This is a genomic window from Acinetobacter sp. 1130196, from assembly GCF_000588095.1.
Taxonomy (GTDB): domain Bacteria; phylum Pseudomonadota; class Gammaproteobacteria; order Pseudomonadales; family Moraxellaceae; genus Acinetobacter; species Acinetobacter nosocomialis.
On sequence record NZ_JFWX01000008.1, the window covers coordinates 33,647 to 50,402 of the forward strand.

Below are 16,756 nucleotides of genomic sequence, written 5' to 3' on the forward strand. Positions count from 1 at the left end.
GGTTAAGAAAGTTTTAACAATACACATTAGATTTTTTGTTATGCTTAGCAGCTTCTGACTATAAATACTGATGAAATAAGGGTTATCTATGTCCTTTACCCGATCTCAAATTTTTCTTGCCTGTGCTTTGGCTTCTAGCTTGTTGTTCAGTGCTTGTTCTAAAGAAAACAAACCACAAAAAGAAGATGCGCTCACAGCGACCGCACCTGCTACTGGGGAAGCTTCAACCATCATTGAACGTAATGCTAAACAACGTTTAATCGAAACTTTGCAAAAACAATTTAAGAATGCAAACATCAACGTCAAAATTTTAGACATCAAACCGACTGAAGTACCTAATTTATATTGGGTAAACCTTGAAGGTATGACTTCTGTTTATACGACAAGTGATGGTAAGTACCTTATTCAAGGTGATGTCATCCGTTTAGGCGGTAAAGAGCTGCATAATATTGGTGACAACCTTCAAGCATCAGAAAACAAAAAGCACCTTGCTGCTTTAAAAAATGAAGATTTGATTGTTTACCCAGCTAAGGGTGGTAAAGCTAAACATGTAATTTATGTGTTTACCGATGCAAGTTGTCCTTATTGCCACAAACTACATGAGCATTTAGCCGAGATTAATGAGAAAGGCATTGAGGTTCGTTACATTGCGTGGCCACGTGGCGAACAATTTATGCCAACGATGGAAGCCGTTTGGTGTAGTGCAGACCGTAAAGCTGCATTTAATCAAGCTGTACAAGGCATTAATATTCCACCTGCTCAATGTAAAAATCCTGTTCGCGAACAATATCAACTTGGTTTAAACATGGGTGTGAATGGTACTCCAGCCATCTACAACGTTGACGGACAATATCTCGGTGGCTACTTAACACCAGATGAGTTAGTTAAACGTCTGGATAAATAATATTCTCAATTTTGATGAATAGTTCACCAGTTATCTTGTACACAAAGCGCTGCTCTTATTGCAGCGCTTTGTTTTTTCAATAAATAGTTCTTTACATGCCAGTGTTTAAAGACTGATCTACTCTGCTTTTCCGAACATCGCACTCTAATTGATTGAACAGGCACGAAAAGCGCTAGAGTCTGGCGTTTTTTTTAGCTATGATCTAGCTTCAATTAAATGATTCAATGATGATATGGAGTGTGACGTGAAACCAGTTCGCCTGGCAATACTCGGTCTAGGTACCGTAGGTGGAGGAGCCCTTAAACTACTACAAGAAAATGCCGCTGAAATTAAACGTCGCACCGGTCGAGAAATTCAAATTACCCACGTTGGAACACGTCGCCCTCGTCCAGATCTCGAATTAGAAGGGATTAAACAAAGCGCAGACTTACTTGATATCGTTCGTCAACCCGATGTAGATGTGGTTGTAGAAGTGATGGGTGGTATTCACCCTGCTTACGAAGTCATTATGGAAGCCATCAAGCACGGTAAACAAGTTGTTACTGCAAACAAAGCTTTACTCGCTGAACATGGTAATGAACTATTTAAAGCAGCAGAAGACAACGCTGTCCAAATTGCTTATGAAGCAGCAGTTGCTGGCGGCATTCCAATTATTAAAGTGATTCGTGAAGGCCTTGCTGCAAACCATATTGAATGGCTAGCAGGCATCATTAATGGTACAGGTAACTTTATTCTCACTGAAATGCGTGAGAAAGGTCGTGCATTTGATGATGTATTAAAAGAAGCTCAAGAACTCGGTTATGCAGAAGCAGACCCAACTTTTGATGTTGAAGGTATTGATGCTGCGCATAAACTTACAATTTTAGCGTCTTGTGCGTTCGGTATTCCTCTGCAGTTCGATAAAGTCTATACCGAAGGTATCAGCAAAATCACTGCGCAAGATGTGAAATATGCCGAAGAACTTGGTTTCCGCATTAAACATTTAGGTATTGCACGTCGTGCTGAACATGGTATTGAGTTACGTGTTCACCCAACGCTTATTCCAGATGAGCAGCTTATTGCCAACGTAAACGGCGTTAAAAATGCTGTCTTAGTTCAAGCCAATGCCGTTGGTCCAACGCTGTACTACGGCGCTGGTGCTGGCGCTGGTCCAACAGCTTCTGCGGTCGTTGCCGATGTGATTGATATTGTTCGTGACATCTCTTATACAGAAGATGGTGCAGGCACAATTCCTCAACTGGCTTTCGAAGCATTAACAAATATGCCAATTTTAAGCCGTGAACAAATGACTACAGGTTATTACATCCGCTTAAATGCTGAAGATCAGACTGGTGTACTTGCAGATGTAACAACCATCTTAAGCCGTGCTGGAATCAGTATTGATGCCATCATGCAACAATCACGCTTAAAAGACCTCATTCCAATCGTAATTTTGACCGATCCAATCGTTGAATCAAAAATGGATGACGCTCTTGCGCAAATTCAAGCATTACCTGCAATTCGTGGCGAAATCGTAAGAATTCGTTTAGAATCGCTCGATAGTTAATCAGGTTGAGGGAAAGATTCCCTCTCCCGCTTCACCTCATAATTGGAACACCATCATGTCTAATGCCAATCGTTATACTGGTCTTGTAGATCGTTATCGTGACCGTTTGCCAGTTTCGGCAACTACTCGTGCTATCTCTTTGGGTGAAGGCAACACCCCTCTCATTAAACTTGAGAATATTCCACGTATTATTGGCAAAGATGTTGAAATTTATGTGAAATATGAGGGCTTAAACCCGACTGGTTCATTTAAAGACCGTGGTATGACCATGGCTGTAACCAAAGCGGTTGAAGAAGGTTCTAAAGCAATTATCTGTGCATCTACGGGTAACACGTCTGCTGCTGCTGCTGCATACGCTGCTCGCGCTGGTATCAAAGCATTTGTTTTGATTCCAGAAGGCAAAATTGCGATGGGTAAAATGGCTCAAGCCATGATGTATGGTGCGATCACTATGCAAATCCGTGGTAACTTCGATGATGGTATGCGTCTAGTAAAAGAAGTGGCTGATCAAGCTCCTGTAACGATTGTAAACTCAATCAACCCTTACCGTTTGCAAGGTCAAAAGACGATTGCTTATGAAATTGTTGAAGCTTTAGGCCGTGCACCTGACTATCACTGCTTGCCAGTAGGTAACGCAGGTAACATCACCGCTCACTGGATGGGTTATACAGAAGCTGTAGCAAACCAACCTGCTGATCAGTTTGAACAAGTGATTTATGATGCTGCGACCGATCAATTTACCGGTCCTAAACCAGAAGGCTTACCAACAATGGTAGGTTACCAAGCTTCTGGTGCAGCTCCATTCTTGCGTGGTGCTCCAGTTGAAAGCCCTGAAACAGTTGCAACTGCAATCCGTATTGGTAATCCACAAAGCTGGAACCATGCAAAAGCTGTGGTACGCGACTCTAATGGCTGGGTTGATGAACTTCAAGACAGCGAAATTTTAGAAGCTCAACGCTTACTTTCTATGTATGAAGGTGTATTTGTTGAGCCAGCGTCTGCTGCTTCTATCGGTGGTGCGATCCGTGACATTAAAGCGGGTAAAATTGCTGAAGGTTCTGTCATCGTATGTACAGTAACTGGTAATGGCTTGAAAGATCCTGATACTGCAATCAAACAATGTGCTGATGCAGTGATGTTGTCAATTGATGCAACAATGGATCAAGTAAAAGATTCGATTTTATCTAATATGTAAAATCTGAATTTTTATAAAAAACGGCTGTATTAAACAGCCGTTTTTTTATGCTATTTAAAATGGCATAAAAAAACGCTTCTTAATAGAAGCGTTTTTAAAATATTTAACTTAAATACGTTTTGGCAAATTACTCAACCAACCTAACAAGTTAGTTGCATCGTTATTACGCGCCTGTGTACTTGGTTCACCAAGCAATACAATGACTGCTGGACGTGAGTTCACAGTAGTATGCATAACAACACAACGGCCTGCTTCATTAATATAACCGGTCTTAGATAAGTTGATATTCCAACCACCATTACGCACTAAAGCATTGGTATTGTTTGACTTGAGTACACGGTAGCCTAAATTAAAGTCGTAAGTTGGTGTTGTTGAGAATTGACGGATCAAACCATACTGAGACGCTGTACTCGCCAAAATCCCCAAGTCACGCGCCGAAGAGACATTACGTGGGTCTAAACCAGTTGATTCGTAATAATGAGTGGCATTCATACCCAAAGAACGTGCTTTAGCATTCATCGCTGCTACGAATGCAGGACGTCCGCCCGGATAAGTACGCGCTAAAGCTGCTGCCGCTGGGTTTTCTGACTTCATTAAAGCAAACAGAAGAACTTCTGCACGGTTCATCTTGTCGCCCACACGTAAGGTAGAGCTTGAGTTCTTGCCATTTGCACCGGCAAAATCGATTTGCTCAAGTGTAATTTCTTCTGACATGTTTAAACGCGCATCTGCGGTTACAACTGCTGTCATTAATTTGGTAATAGACGCAATCGGTACTGACGCGTTGGTGTTTTTACTATAAAGGACCTCACCCGTTTGCGCATCCATTACAAGTGCAGCACGTGCACTAACACTCGGCTGGGCATTATAGCCCACGGTATCACGGATTGGAGCAACTCTAGGTGTAGAGCTAATAACTTTCGGTGCATTACTGCCACGTAAAGTTGTAGTAACAGACGTTGAACCTTGCGGAGTCGGCTCATCATCTTCATCATTTAAAAGTTGACTAGCATCCGCTGCAGACCAATTTAAACTTGCAGTACCAGTACTCCCTGAGGACGGGTTATTGACGAGTTCTGCAAAGCTTGTTGAACTCAAACTAAGCAAAATAGACATGCTTAGCACATGCATTAAAGACTTTTTAGAATTTTTCACGGCACAATACTCGACTCAGGGTGACACACATTTGCGCTTACTATCATTATGCCTTACATTTGAGATATAAGGTATAAAGCTTTACCGACACAATTGTGCACAACTATTCGCTCACTATAGAAGAATAGGATTGCTAATTTTGTCATTCCATTGCAAGCTTATTTTGCTTTATGTAACAAAAAACTTGTTTTTTGAAAGAAAGGAGGTCTTCTTGATTACAGTTTTAGTTGTCGATGACCATGAACTGGTACGTACGGGTATTTGCCGTATGTTAGAAGATCATGCAGATGTTGAGGTAATTGGACAAGCCGAATCTGGGGAAGAAGCTATTGCTATCGTTCGCCAGCAACATCCGCAAGTCGTACTACTTGATGTCAACATGCCAGGCATCGGTGGTGTAGAAACAACTCGTCGTTTATTACAAACAGCTCCAGAGACGAAAGTCATTGCTGTAAGTGGCCTTGCCGAAGAACCCTACCCATCTTTATTGCTAAAAGCTGGAGCAAAAGGCTATATCACCAAAGGAGCCCCAATTGCCGAGATGGTTCGTGCAATTAATAAGGTCATGCAGGGTGGTAAATATTTTAGTGCCGATATTGCCGAGCAACTGGCAAGCTCTTATTTATCTGATACTCAACAATCTCCTTTTGATTCGTTATCGGAGCGGGAAATGCAAGTTGCGATGATGGTCGTTAACTGTATTAGCGCACAAGAAATTGCCGATAAACTTTTTGTAAGTGTGAAAACTGTAAATACTTACCGTTACCGTATTTTTGAAAAGTTAGGAATTGATAGTGATGTAAAACTCACACATCTTGCGATTCGTTACGGTCTGATCAAACCATAATCAGACTTACATGCACTCTCCTTTAAATTCATCCCTGTCCCATACGATTTTTCGTTTGGGCACTTGGTATGGTTTATACCGTCTTATTATTGCGGTTAGCCTGAATATTATTTTGGTTTTAACCAATGCTCAAACCGACAATAGTTTGCAGCAACCCTCTTTATATTTTTACACCTTACTAAGCTATTCAATTGTAAGTCTTGTGCAATTGTTATGCTTTAAATTTATTGCTATCCAAACTACTCGGCAGCTTATTTTATTTTTTATTGTCGACATTATTTGTTTAAGCCTCCTTTCATTTTCTGCTGGGGAGCCTAATTTACAAATTAGTTTGCTGTATGTGATTGCAATCTTTACTTCGGCGATTTTGCTCAGTGCAAGAGTGTCTTTAGTTATTACCTTACTTGCGGTTATTGCGGTTATTTATCAACGCTTCGTGGGTAGTTTATTTGACTACAACAATCTAAACACAATCGGTAATAGCGCTTTATTAGCTTTTTTATTTTTCGTTGTTCACGGGATTGGACAAATTGCAGTGCAGCGCTTTAAATTACTTGAGGCACTCACCTTTCACCAGTCAATCGAGCTTTACCAGCTTCAAAATATTAACCGTTATATTTTAGAGCAAATTGAACAAGGCTATTTAGTTTTAGACGAAAATTACGACATTGTTGTTAGCAATCCCGCTGCTTGTTCACTACTTGGTATTCCTCCCCAGTTTGCCAATGAAAAATATCCTTTAGCTAAATGGCATCCCGATTTATTTGAAATATTGAAGTTTGGCGACTTAAAAGAAAATGACCGATTTATTTTTGAGTCTCGGCTATCGGCTTATTCCATTAATATTAAAGTACAGCATCTTTTAGTGCCGCAACAAGCTCTAACACTACTCATTTTACAAGATGCCCAACAAATTAATCAGCAAGCACAGCAACTTAAACTTGCCGCTTTAGGGCAACTCTCGGCAAGTATTGCACATGAAATCCGCAATCCCCTGGCTGCAATTGTTCAAGCAAATGAGTTACTTAAAGATAGTGATCTCGAACAACAAAATACTTTACGCCATATGATTGGCAAGCAAACTAAACGCATTGATAGTATTGTTCAGGACACCTTAGGACTTGCTCGTAGCGAAAGAACACACCCTATTCAGATTGACTTAAACAATTTTATAAATACGCTACTCGATGAAGATTTATCTGACGTTAAGCACTCAATTCAACTCAAAATTTCTGATCGTTCTTTAAAATTTTTATTTGACGAAAAACAACTAAGACAAGTCATGATCAATTTAGTGCGAAATGCTTTACGACATAATGCACCCGACTCACCGAATGTCATGATCAACATTCATTCACAAACAAATAAAATTTATATTGATGTGATCGATTACGGTGAAGGTGTTTCAAAACGTGATATATCTCAATTATTTAAACCATTTTTTAGTACCGAAATTAATGGAACTGGTTTAGGATTATACTTGTCTCATAGTTTTTGTGAGGCAAACCATGCAAAGCTCACCTATGTAGAGCAAAAACAAGGGGCATGCTTCAGAATAGAATGCCCAATAATATATTGATTTTTTATTAGGTTTTTGGGGAAATGGCAGAACAGCAACCACTCGTTTTGCTTGTAGACGATGAGGAAGATTTGTGCCTTTTAATGCAAATGACACTTGCACGAATGGGGATTAAAACACATCTTGCTTATCGGGTTGAACAGGCCAAACAACTCTTCACACAGTTTCATTACGATGCATGTTTAACCGATCTAAACTTACCCGATGGGAGTGGATTAGACTTAGTCAAACATGTCTCTCAAAATTATACCAACACACCCATTGCGGTTTTAACTGCTTACGGCAATATGGATATTGCAATTGCAGCATTAAAAGCAGGCGCTTTTGATTTTGTAAGCAAACCGGTCAACCAAGTACATCTAGATCAATTATTACAGAAAGCCTTAAATCGGCAAAAAATAGAGCATGATTTTGCAGAGAGTGCTCTAGAAAACAAATTATTAATCGGCCGCTCTCAGCCTATTCAACAACTACGCATCGCAATTAAAAAAATTGCGCGCTCACAAGCACCTGTATTTGTTACTGGCGAGTCTGGAACAGGTAAAGAAGTGGTTGCCAACCTAATTCATCGGCTGAGTAACCGTAGTGAAGGGCCTTTTATTGCGATTAACTGTGGCGCTATTCCAACTGAACTGATGGAAAGCGAGCTGTTCGGACATAAAAAAGGCAGTTTTACTGGAGCGACTCAAGACAAACAGGGCCTCATTTTATCTGCTCATGGTGGCAGTTTATTTTTAGATGAAATTGCCGAATTACCACTTAGTATGCAGGTTAAATTACTACGCGCAGTACAAGAAAAAAAGATTCGTCCTGTCGGTTCCGATCAGGAAATTGATGTTGATTTTCGGGTGATTAGCGCGAGTCATCAAGACTTAGATTTATTGGTTCGACAAGGCAAATTTCGTCAGGATTTATTCTTCCGTATCCATGTTATGGATCTCATGTTACCGCCTTTACGCGAACGTGGTGAAGATGTCTTGTTACTTGCGAATCACTTTATTCAGAAAATTTGTATGGAGTGGGAAACCCCACTTAAACAATTAACTGAGGCTGCTGAAACTTATCTGCTACAACAACACTTTCCCGGCAATGTTCGCGAATTAAGAAATATGATTGAGCGAGCAATTACTTTAAGTGACGATGCCAATATTGATGTACCGCATTTGCACCCAGCCCCTTTAAGAGCTAATATTTCTAATTCAATCGCAACGGTATCTCAAAGCTTGCAGAATCCCGTAGCTACGCCACAGATTGTAAAAAAATTACCAAGTGAGGGTCTAGAACGTTATTTAGAGAGTATTGAAAAAGATATTCTGCTCAATGCACTCAATATGACCCATTGGAATCGAACCTTAGCAGCTAAAAAATTAGGAATGACTTTCCGTTCTTTACGCTACCGTTTGAAGAAATTTGGGTTAGATACTGAAACTGAACAGGAAGTATAAAGCTTACTTCCTTTTTAGAAGTAGGTCGGCAACACGCTCTAAATAAACTTCGTCTTTCATTTCTGGAGGCAAGGGATAGGTCTGGTTAGGCTGAATACCTTGACCTTCGATCATATTACCATTTGGCGTGTAGTAATGTGAGACCGTCATTTGCAAGGCTGCCCCACTTGGCAAAGGGAAAAGTTTCTGTACAACGCCCTTTCCATAACTTTTTTCACCCATAACCCAAGCACGTTGATGCTCTTTCATTGCAGCAGTAAAAACTTCTGCTGCCGAGGCAGATCGGTGATTAATTAAAATACCAACTTTTATATTTTGAAAATCATTTCCAGGTAAGGCCTGAAATTGCTGATTACCTTCTGAACGACTTTTTGTAGAAACAATAATGCCATGATTTAAAAATAAATCGGCTGACTCAACAGCAGCAGAGAGCAGCCCGCCTGGGTTATTTCTTAAATCAATTAATACAGCTTTTAAACGCGAAGAACTATTTTCTTCAATTAAACGTTTAATTTCATTGGCGGTATCTTGCTGGAATACTCTAATTTTTAGTACCAATACCTGATTATGTAACATGACAGGTTCGATATCAGTTTCAATCTTTTTATTACGGACTAAACTGATTGGGGTATTTGACTCTTCTGTCTGTACTTGCAGCGTTGAACCTATTGAACCATACAACAAACCAAGCACCTGATCTTGGGTTAGATTTTTAAGTTCCTGATTATCTATCTTTAAAATGGTCTGTCCATTTCTCAAGCCTAGTTTATATGAATCAGAACCTGCCTTTAAGTCACGAATCATCCATTTATGGACATGTGCTTCTGGGCTTAATGCAAAATCAACCGAAGCAAGATCACCTTCGGTGTATTGAATGAGCTGACGGTATTCTTCAGCTGACAAATAGCGTGAGTAACGGTCTAGACCACTAACAAGACCTTTAATTGCTTGTAAAAATAAAGCATCGTCCGATTTTTCATCGACATAGTTATCGCGAACAATCCCATAAATTTGTACAAACTGCTGAATCGACTCAATAGGGACTTCTGCATAACTTTCTTCTGATTCTGGTGAATCAGCATGCTGAGGCGATAATTTTTCTTTTACAACAGGAGCAGCAAGAGCAAACTGGCTGCAACACATCAATACACTACCCAAAAAAGCTTTATATATATTGTGTTGCAGCATTTAGTCACCTATCGCTTATGCAGATAATGTAATCAGATTACGACCTTGCATTTCCGCAGGTACAGGAATCTGCATTAGATGAAGGATAGTCGGTGCAACATCTGCAAGTACACCACCTTCTGCGATAGTCGCTTGTGTTGGACCAACATAAATAAATGGTACAAGCTCTGTTGTATGTTGTGTATGAACTTGGCCACTTTCGTAGTCCTGCATTTGCTCAACATTACCATGGTCAGCAGTAATAAGCATATGACCTTTCTTGGCCATCACAGCTTCGTATACACGACCTAAACATGTATCAACTGCTTCAACCGCCTTAACCGCGGCATCAAATACGCCTGTATGACCGACCATATCACCATTGGCATAATTCACAACAAGTAAATCGTACTCACCCGAGTTAATTGCCCTAACGAGTTCATCAGTTACTTCATAAGCACTCATTTCAGGCTTTAGATCATATGTCGCAACGTTTGGTGATGGAATTAGAATACGCTTCTCACCTGGGTATTCATCTTCTCGACCACCACTAAAGAAGAAAGTCACATGCGCATATTTTTCTGTTTCAGCAATACGTAATTGCGTTTTACCAAGAGAAGATAAATATTCACCAAGTGAGTTTTTCAACTCTTCAGGCATATATGCCACAGGTGCATCAATGCTGGCCTGATAACGTGTCAACATGACAAATTTAGAAAGGTTCGGTACAACTTTACGTTCAAAACCTGCGAAGTCCTTTTCAACAAACGCACGTGTAATTTCACGAGCACGGTCAGCACGGAAGTTCATGAAAACAACGCTATCGCCATCTTGAACTTTAGCCACATCACCAATACGAGTTGCTTTCACAAATTCATCATTTTCATTGGCTGCATATGCAAGTTCTAAACCTTCAACAGCAGTATTTGCTGTACGAACTGCTTCACCTTCGGTCAATAGGCGGTAAGCCTGTTCTACACGGTCCCAACGATTATCGCGATCCATTGCAAAATAGCGGCCAATCATAGTTGCAATACGGCCCTTGCCTTCATATTGAGCAAATAGAGCGTCTAATTTTTCTAGTGAAGATTGTGCACTACGTGGAGGAGTATCACGACCATCAAGGAATGCATGAAGATAAACTTTTGCACCACGTTTTAATGCGAGTTCACACATCGCCACAATGTGGTCTTCATGTGAGTGAACGCCACCTTCTGAGAGCAAGCCCATAATATGAACTGCACCACCAGCAGCTTTGGCTTTTTCAACAGCATCAATTAATACTTCATGTTTGAAAAAGTCGCCAGTACGGATGTCTTTAGTAATACGGGTAAAATCTTGATACAACACACGTCCAGCGCCAAGATTCATATGGCCAACTTCAGAATTACCCATTTGTCCATCAGGTAGACCTACATCTTCACCAGAACCAGAAATAAGACTATTTGGATGCTTTGCTTTCATTGCAGTTAAATTCGGGGTTTTTGCTGCAAGAAAAGCATTATCTTCAATCGCTTCACGGTGTCCAACACCATCCATAATGACCAGAACGTGAGGGATCTTGCCAGCAGTTGCATCCGTCATAATCAATTTCTCTTTTGTCTACAATTTCATCGCAATATCTTACCGAATTTTCGGTGAAGACTCTATTTTTTCCTATGGCTTTCACCAATGCATCTCATTGAGAAAGCCATTTATATTCTTTCGAATTAGCGAGCACGGTAAAGTAAGTAACTACCGGCACCAAACATTAAAATAATAGGTACAAGTACAAACCACGCTGGTGAAGGCGCGTATACCAAACTTGCGTAACCCAAGAAATCTTGTAAGTAATAAAAGCCTAAACCAATAAAGAGTGCGATCACCAAACGAAAGCCCATTGACTGTTGACGCAGTGGACCAAAAAAAAAAGAACAAGCCACTAATACAAGCGTAATCAATGAAAATGGAGAAGCAACTTTTTGCCAGAAAGCCAATTGGTAAGTTTTAGGAACTTGACTATATTCATCCATATAGCGCATAAAACTAATGAGCTGACTTGGAGATAAGTCTTCAGGGTCTAAAGTCACCATGTGGACATATTTAGGTTGTAGAGCCAATCCTAAAGACTGCTGATCATGATTATTTAGTATCGAATTACCATCTGTAAGAATGTCTGTCTGGCTGGCTTTTTGCAAAGACCATTGACCGTCTTTAATAAACTTTCCTTGCTCTGCATTAATTACAGACTGCAAGTGATATTCTTTATCAAAGTCGACAACCTGAATATCTCTTAAGTTTCCTTGCGAGTTCGCATAGTCAATATAAATAAAGCGTTGCCCTTCTCTTGACCAATAGCCTTTTACTTCGCCTAGAGCAGCAACTGAACGATGACTTTTGATACTTTGTGCTTTCTCATTGGTATAGGGAACAACCCATTCACTTAACGCAAAAGATAAAACAATCAGTAGCAAAGCTGAACGCATTACCCAGCCCACAATACGCCATAAACTGATCCCAACCGAGCGCATCACGATGAGTTCACTGTTGGATGCTAAAGCGCCCAATCCAATTACCGCACCAATTAAGGCTGAAATAGGCAAAATTTCATATAGATAACGAGGAGCACCCCATAACACATAGATAAAAGCTTGCCATGCATTATAGTCAGGCTTTAACTCACCCAGTTCACCTAAATAGGTAAACAAGACTTGCAAAACAGATAAGACAATGGTGGTACCAAACATTGCAAGCGCAGTGGTTTTCGTCACATATTTGGCGACTATTCGACGTGCTAACATTATAATTTCACTCGCTTGATCTGTTTCTTGATTTTCGGCCCTAATTTCTGTTTACGAGAAAATAAGGCAGCTGCAATTGCATAAACCAATAAAGCCGCTGGATACGCCCAAATATCGAGCTCACCTTTACTAATACGAGTCTTAATCGCAATCATAAGTACAATCAAGCTCGCAAAAATAAAAATAGATGGAATGAGACGATAATAACGACCTTGTCGAGGACTCACCTCAGACAACGCAACCGACATCATGAGAGCAACAATAATGGTAAACGGACCGAATAAACGCCAACCTAATTCACTTCTAATGACTGGATCATTTGTTTTAGCCAATAGTTTAGAGGTTGGAAGTGCCTCTACGTCACTACTCTCAAACTTGACGTCTTTATCATTCTCAAGTCTTAAACGATAAGACTGAAACTCTGCTTGCGTATATTTAGGTTGTCCCGGATATATTTCATAACGGCGCCCTTGAACCAGATCGACGACATTGGCAGTATCATTGGCAACCTCAACACGTGTCGCCTCTTTCGCCAAAATCATGACATCTGGTTTGCCTTCTTTGGCAGCCCGCTGGTAAAAGAAAATATCTTTGAGGTTTTTACGGTCTTCCGACAGTGAACCTGCATAAATCGTATAAGGTCCTGAAGAAATAAACTCTCTTGGTCGAACCAAGTCAAAGCCTGTCCGTACAGCTTGGGTCGTTGTTAATTTTTCAAATTCACGTAGTCCCCACGGCGTCATCCACAGCATAAGCACAGACTGACAAACCATATAAACCAGTGTCATTGGAATGAGTAAGCGTGCCAATTGATGACGGCTTACGCCACTACCATTCAAGACAGCCATTTCATGGTCAACATATAAACGACCAAACACCAACATTAAACCAATAAAAAATCCCAGTGGTAAAATGAGGGTTAAAAATTCAGGTAAACGGTATCCAATGATGCTAAATAAAATACTTGCATCTAAACGCCCCTGTGCCGCCACACCAAAGTATTTGATCAGACGACCACCCATCATGATTAGGGTCAATAATGCGATGACCACCAATGAGGTAGAGACAACTTGCTTGACGAGATAACGCCGAATAATCAAATTAATACTTCCAAAAGGCTAAACGGGACGAACGCTAGTTTACCCGAATGTTAAAAATATAAAACCGCACATTGCAACGCTATGCTTGAAAGTGTTTCAATGTTTTAATCCAACATAACTTTCTATAGGCAATCACGGCAGCCATGAAATTTACAACTTATACAACTTTTCCTGAACAAACATCTAATGAATCTTTGTGGGTTTTAGTTGATTCAGAACAGCTACAAAGCAACCTCAATACATATCAAATCAATAACCTAGAAAGTATTCTTACGGCGACTCAATATAAAGCTAACTTCAATGAGACACTGCCATTATTTGGTCAGCTTAGCACTCAACCTCACAGCCAACTACTTGGTTTAGGAAAAGCAGCTGAACTTCAAGCAGTTAAGTTAGCAAAATTGGCACAAACCATTATCAAATCGACACAAAATAAATTTAAGCATATCGCAATTGATATTGCTGCATTACCTGTCGAATACCATTATTTATTTGCATTAAGCTTAACTCAAGCAGCTTATGGTTATGATGAGTTTAAATCGAAAAAAAATGAATTTGTGTTACAACAAGTTGATTTAATTAGTCCACACACTAGCCTTGATGAAAATCAACTTGCTTTAGTACATGCCGTACAATCTGGTCAATCTTTTGCGCGTGACTTAGGTAACCGTCCAGGTAATATCTGTTTCCCTGAATATTTGGCTGAACAGGCTTTAGCTTTAGCAGCAGAATTCCCTGATTTACTCAAAGTGACTGTCTTAAATGAGCAGCAAATGGCTGACTTAGGCATGTATGCTTTCCTTGCTGTGAGTAAAGGATCTGAGCGTCCGGGTCGTATTGTCACTCTTGAATACCAAGCACAGCTTGAACAAGCCCCTGTCGTACTTGTCGGTAAAGGCGTTACTTTTGATACAGGCGGTATTTCTTTAAAACCAGGCCTTGGCATGGATGAAATGAAGTTCGATATGTGTGGTGCAGCCTCTGTACTTGGTACGATTCGCGCACTATGTGAAGCACGCCTTCCAATTCATGTGGTGGGTGCGATTGCAGCAGCAGAAAATATGCCTTCGGGTAAAGCGACCCGCCCAGGCGATATCGTAACGACCATGAGCGGCCAAACTGTTGAAATTTTAAATACTGACGCTGAAGGCCGTTTAGTTCTTTGCGATACGTTAACGTATATCAAACGTTTCAATCCAGCAGTAGTTGTTGATATCGCAACATTAACCGGTGCTTGTGTAGTGGCATTAGGTAAAGTGCTAAGCGGTTTATTCTCTCCTGACGATGCCTTGGCAGCTGAGCTTCAACAAGCAGGTGAGCAGTCATTTGACCGTGTGTGGCGCATGCCAGTGATTGATGATTATCAAGAACTATTGGACTCACCTTTTGCAGACATCGCTAACATTGGTGGACCACATGGTGGTGCAATTACAGCAGCCTGCTTCCTTGAGCGTTTTACTCGTGACTATCGTTGGGCTCATCTAGATGTAGCAGGAACAGCTTGGTTATCAGGTACAGCAAAAGGTGCAACTGGCCGTCCAGTACCACTACTTATGCAATTCTTGGCTAACCGTGTAAATACGAATGGCTAAAGTTAGCTTTTATCTGTTTGAAACCAGTGAAGAACGGCAAGTCGATAGTGCTTGCCGTTTATGTCGAAAGATCTTGCTGAAACATTCAAATATCTGGTGGTATTGCCCAGATGTACAGTTACAACAAACACTTGATGAAAAATTGTGGAGCTTTGATCCGACCAGTTTCATTACACATGGGATTGATCAGGCAGACGCAGCAGTATGTATTTCGGCTAAACAACCTTCTGAACAAGGCTGGTTGGTATTTAATTTTAACAATCATGCACTTGAACAAGTGAATCATTTTAGCCACATTATAGAAATTGTTGAAAATAATGAAGCAGCCAAGCAAATTGGCCGAGAAAAATTTAAAATGTATCGTCGTTTAGGTATAGAACCTCGAACCTTTAAATTATAACGCGCTAAAATGTAGATACTGTTGAGCAAAGGAGAACTGTGGTGGCATTAAATGTCGGGCAAGATTTTAAAAAAAGATGGTTAAATGCGCCTGAAGCTGTCCGTCATGCCTATCAACAGGATTTGGCACGTATTTGTGATTTATTAGAGCCTCAGACGCCTATTCAACTTTGGGTACTCAATGATGAGAAGGCACAGTTAGAATCACAGCAAAACATTGAACAAGCTTATGCTGACTTAAAAGCAGAGTTAATCGAACAGGCACGTATTCGTCGTCAGCTTGCTTTAGAAAAGTCTCTTGCAGATAAGCGCGCAATGGAAGCAGCCTATGCTGCTGAATTACAAGCAGACGAAGTTCGTAAATTTAGTGAACAAACTCAAGCTCTACAAGCTTTCCGCAGTCATTTAGAACAAGAAGTTGCTGAACACACTGCGCGTTATCAGAAAAATCCTGAAACACCAGCAGTGAACTACTCTTCTGGGGTAAAGCTTAGCATTACCGATGACCAAATCTTATCTGAGCTTGAAAGTTTACGTATTCGTTTAGAGCTTGAAGCTGAGAACTTAATTGAACAGTCTGTTACGGCTTTCCGAGCTAAGCTAAATTCGGCAGCTCAAGAAGAAATTGAATATATTTTAAAAAATTCTAAGTTTTCTGATGAAAAAATAGAAAAGTAAAGTTTATACAACGTTCCTTGTCATAAAAATGACATTTAATTGTCACAAAATAGTCATGCATAATATTCTTTTAGTTCAAATAATTATTAGAATAATGCATATGTATTTATGAAAATTAATGAGGGTAAAAATGGACATTCCACATCAGATTTCAATGCAACTTGAGCAGCTTAATCAGGGTGAGCAATGGACATTTTCAGCACAAGAACTTTATATGAGTCACAACGACTTTAATTCACTTTCAATTTTACTCACACGAGCGTCAGAAAAAGGTGAGTTTTCAATTACACGCACCCAGCATAATAAACCCTGGGTAGGCACACACTCGGTTACTCTGACCAAACATTAATTTTTAAAATAAAAAAACCG

Annotated in this window: 15 protein-coding genes; 10 read left to right on the forward strand and 5 right to left on the reverse strand. The window is 40.2% G+C overall.

The window, feature by feature from the left end; genetic code table 11:
- The first annotated feature begins 88 nt into the window (after positions 1-88).
- The 3 genes from J671_RS10255 to thrC all read left to right on the forward strand — a co-directional run bounded on the left by J671_RS10255 (position 89) and on the right by thrC (position 3,645).
- The gene (locus J671_RS10255; RefSeq protein ID WP_022575142.1) at positions 89-904 is read left to right on the forward strand and encodes a DsbC family protein; all 816 of its coding nucleotides are present in this window, start codon (positions 89-91) and stop codon (positions 902-904) included.
- A 244-nt stretch (positions 905-1,148) separates the two neighbouring features.
- The gene (locus J671_RS10260; protein WP_002048970.1) at positions 1,149-2,450 is read left to right on the forward strand and encodes a homoserine dehydrogenase; all 1,302 of its coding nucleotides are present in this window, start codon (positions 1,149-1,151) and stop codon (positions 2,448-2,450) included.
- Between the two features lie 55 nt (positions 2,451-2,505).
- Positions 2,506-3,645, forward strand: a complete 1,140-nt coding sequence (gene thrC, locus J671_RS10265) for a threonine synthase (RefSeq protein ID WP_031982170.1) — start codon at positions 2,506-2,508, stop codon at positions 3,643-3,645.
- A gap of 108 nt (positions 3,646-3,753) precedes the next feature.
- Here thrC and pbpG read toward each other — a convergent pair whose 3' ends face one another.
- Complete coding sequence (pbpG, locus tag J671_RS10270) at positions 3,754-4,800, reverse strand: D-alanyl-D-alanine endopeptidase PBP7/8 (protein ID WP_004710943.1); 1,047 nt, start codon at positions 4,798-4,800, stop codon at positions 3,754-3,756.
- A 211-nt stretch (positions 4,801-5,011) separates the two neighbouring features.
- Between pbpG and J671_RS10275 the strand changes: the two genes are divergently transcribed.
- The 3 genes from J671_RS10275 to J671_RS10285 are packed head-to-tail and all read left to right on the forward strand — an operon-like array spanning position 5,012 to position 8,671.
- Entirely contained in the window at positions 5,012-5,647 is a 636-nt protein-coding gene (locus J671_RS10275) for a response regulator (RefSeq protein WP_000633799.1), read from the forward strand.
- Between the two features lie 10 nt (positions 5,648-5,657).
- Positions 5,658-7,226: a sensor histidine kinase gene (locus tag J671_RS10280; RefSeq protein WP_031956174.1), complete on the forward strand. Its 1,569-nt coding sequence runs from the start codon at positions 5,658-5,660 to the stop codon at positions 7,224-7,226.
- Positions 7,227-7,249: 23 nt separating this feature from the next.
- Positions 7,250-8,671, forward strand: coding sequence for a sigma-54-dependent transcriptional regulator (locus J671_RS10285; protein WP_031982171.1), 1,422 nt, complete (start codon positions 7,250-7,252; stop codon positions 8,669-8,671).
- Between the two features lie 3 nt (positions 8,672-8,674).
- Here the strand turns inward: J671_RS10285 and J671_RS10290 are convergent, their stop codons facing one another.
- The 4 genes from J671_RS10290 to lptF form a co-directional block, all read right to left on the reverse strand.
- Positions 8,675-9,859, reverse strand: a complete 1,185-nt coding sequence (locus J671_RS10290; RefSeq protein WP_004883636.1) for a S41 family peptidase — start codon at positions 9,857-9,859, stop codon at positions 8,675-8,677.
- A gap of 15 nt (positions 9,860-9,874) precedes the next feature.
- Positions 9,875-11,422 (reverse strand): 2,3-bisphosphoglycerate-independent phosphoglycerate mutase, encoded by a 1,548-nt coding sequence (gene gpmI / locus J671_RS10295; protein WP_016803678.1) that lies wholly within the window; start codon positions 11,420-11,422, stop codon positions 9,875-9,877.
- Between the two features lie 125 nt (positions 11,423-11,547).
- Positions 11,548-12,618, reverse strand: coding sequence for an LPS export ABC transporter permease LptG (gene lptG / locus J671_RS10300; protein ID WP_031982174.1), 1,071 nt, complete (start codon positions 12,616-12,618; stop codon positions 11,548-11,550).
- The gene (gene lptF / locus J671_RS10305; RefSeq protein ID WP_002048889.1) at positions 12,618-13,718 is read right to left on the reverse strand and encodes an LPS export ABC transporter permease LptF; all 1,101 of its coding nucleotides are present in this window, start codon (positions 13,716-13,718) and stop codon (positions 12,618-12,620) included. The genes lptG and lptF overlap by 1 nt, the downstream gene beginning before the upstream one ends.
- Positions 13,719-13,861: 143 nt before the next feature.
- Between lptF and J671_RS10310 the strand changes: the two genes are divergently transcribed.
- From J671_RS10310 to J671_RS10325, 4 genes are all read left to right on the forward strand, one after another.
- On the forward strand, positions 13,862-15,310 hold the full coding sequence (locus tag J671_RS10310; RefSeq protein WP_031982175.1) for a leucyl aminopeptidase: 1,449 nt from the start codon (positions 13,862-13,864) through the stop codon (positions 15,308-15,310).
- A complete protein-coding gene (locus tag J671_RS10315) occupies positions 15,303-15,710 on the forward strand; it encodes a DNA polymerase III subunit chi (RefSeq protein ID WP_031982176.1) in 408 nt (135 codons plus the stop codon). The genes J671_RS10310 and J671_RS10315 overlap by 8 nt, the downstream gene beginning before the upstream one ends.
- Positions 15,711-15,748: 38 nt before the next feature.
- Positions 15,749-16,387, forward strand: coding sequence for a hypothetical protein (locus tag J671_RS10320; RefSeq protein ID WP_017393526.1), 639 nt, complete (start codon positions 15,749-15,751; stop codon positions 16,385-16,387).
- Between the two features lie 130 nt (positions 16,388-16,517).
- Complete coding sequence (locus J671_RS10325; RefSeq protein ID WP_002048916.1) at positions 16,518-16,736, forward strand: hypothetical protein; 219 nt, start codon at positions 16,518-16,520, stop codon at positions 16,734-16,736.
- Positions 16,737-16,756 lie beyond the last annotated feature (20 nt).

Excerpts from the sequence above, each read along its gene's own strand:
- J671_RS10280 (WP_031956174.1), top strand. The coding sequence starts at position 5,658 with ATGCACTCTCCTTTAAATTCATCCCTGTCCCATACGATTTTTCGTTTG.
- thrC (WP_031982170.1), top strand. The coding sequence starts at position 2,506 with ATGTCTAATGCCAATCGTTATACTGGTCTTGTAGATCGTTATCGTGAC.
- J671_RS10315 (WP_031982176.1), top strand. The coding sequence starts at position 15,303 with ATGGCTAAAGTTAGCTTTTATCTGTTTGAAACCAGTGAAGAACGGCAA.
- lptG (WP_031982174.1), bottom strand. The coding sequence starts at position 12,618 with ATGTTAGCACGTCGAATAGTCGCCAAATATGTGACGAAAACCACTGCG.
- J671_RS10310 (WP_031982175.1), top strand. The coding sequence starts at position 13,862 with ATGAAATTTACAACTTATACAACTTTTCCTGAACAAACATCTAATGAA.
- gpmI (WP_016803678.1), bottom strand. The coding sequence starts at position 11,422 with ATGACGGATGCAACTGCTGGCAAGATCCCTCACGTTCTGGTCATTATG.
- J671_RS10285 (WP_031982171.1), top strand. The coding sequence starts at position 7,250 with ATGGCAGAACAGCAACCACTCGTTTTGCTTGTAGACGATGAGGAAGAT.
- J671_RS10255 (WP_022575142.1), top strand. The coding sequence starts at position 89 with ATGTCCTTTACCCGATCTCAAATTTTTCTTGCCTGTGCTTTGGCTTCT.
- J671_RS10325 (WP_002048916.1), top strand. The coding sequence starts at position 16,518 with ATGGACATTCCACATCAGATTTCAATGCAACTTGAGCAGCTTAATCAG.
- J671_RS10290 (WP_004883636.1), bottom strand. The coding sequence starts at position 9,859 with ATGCTGCAACACAATATATATAAAGCTTTTTTGGGTAGTGTATTGATG.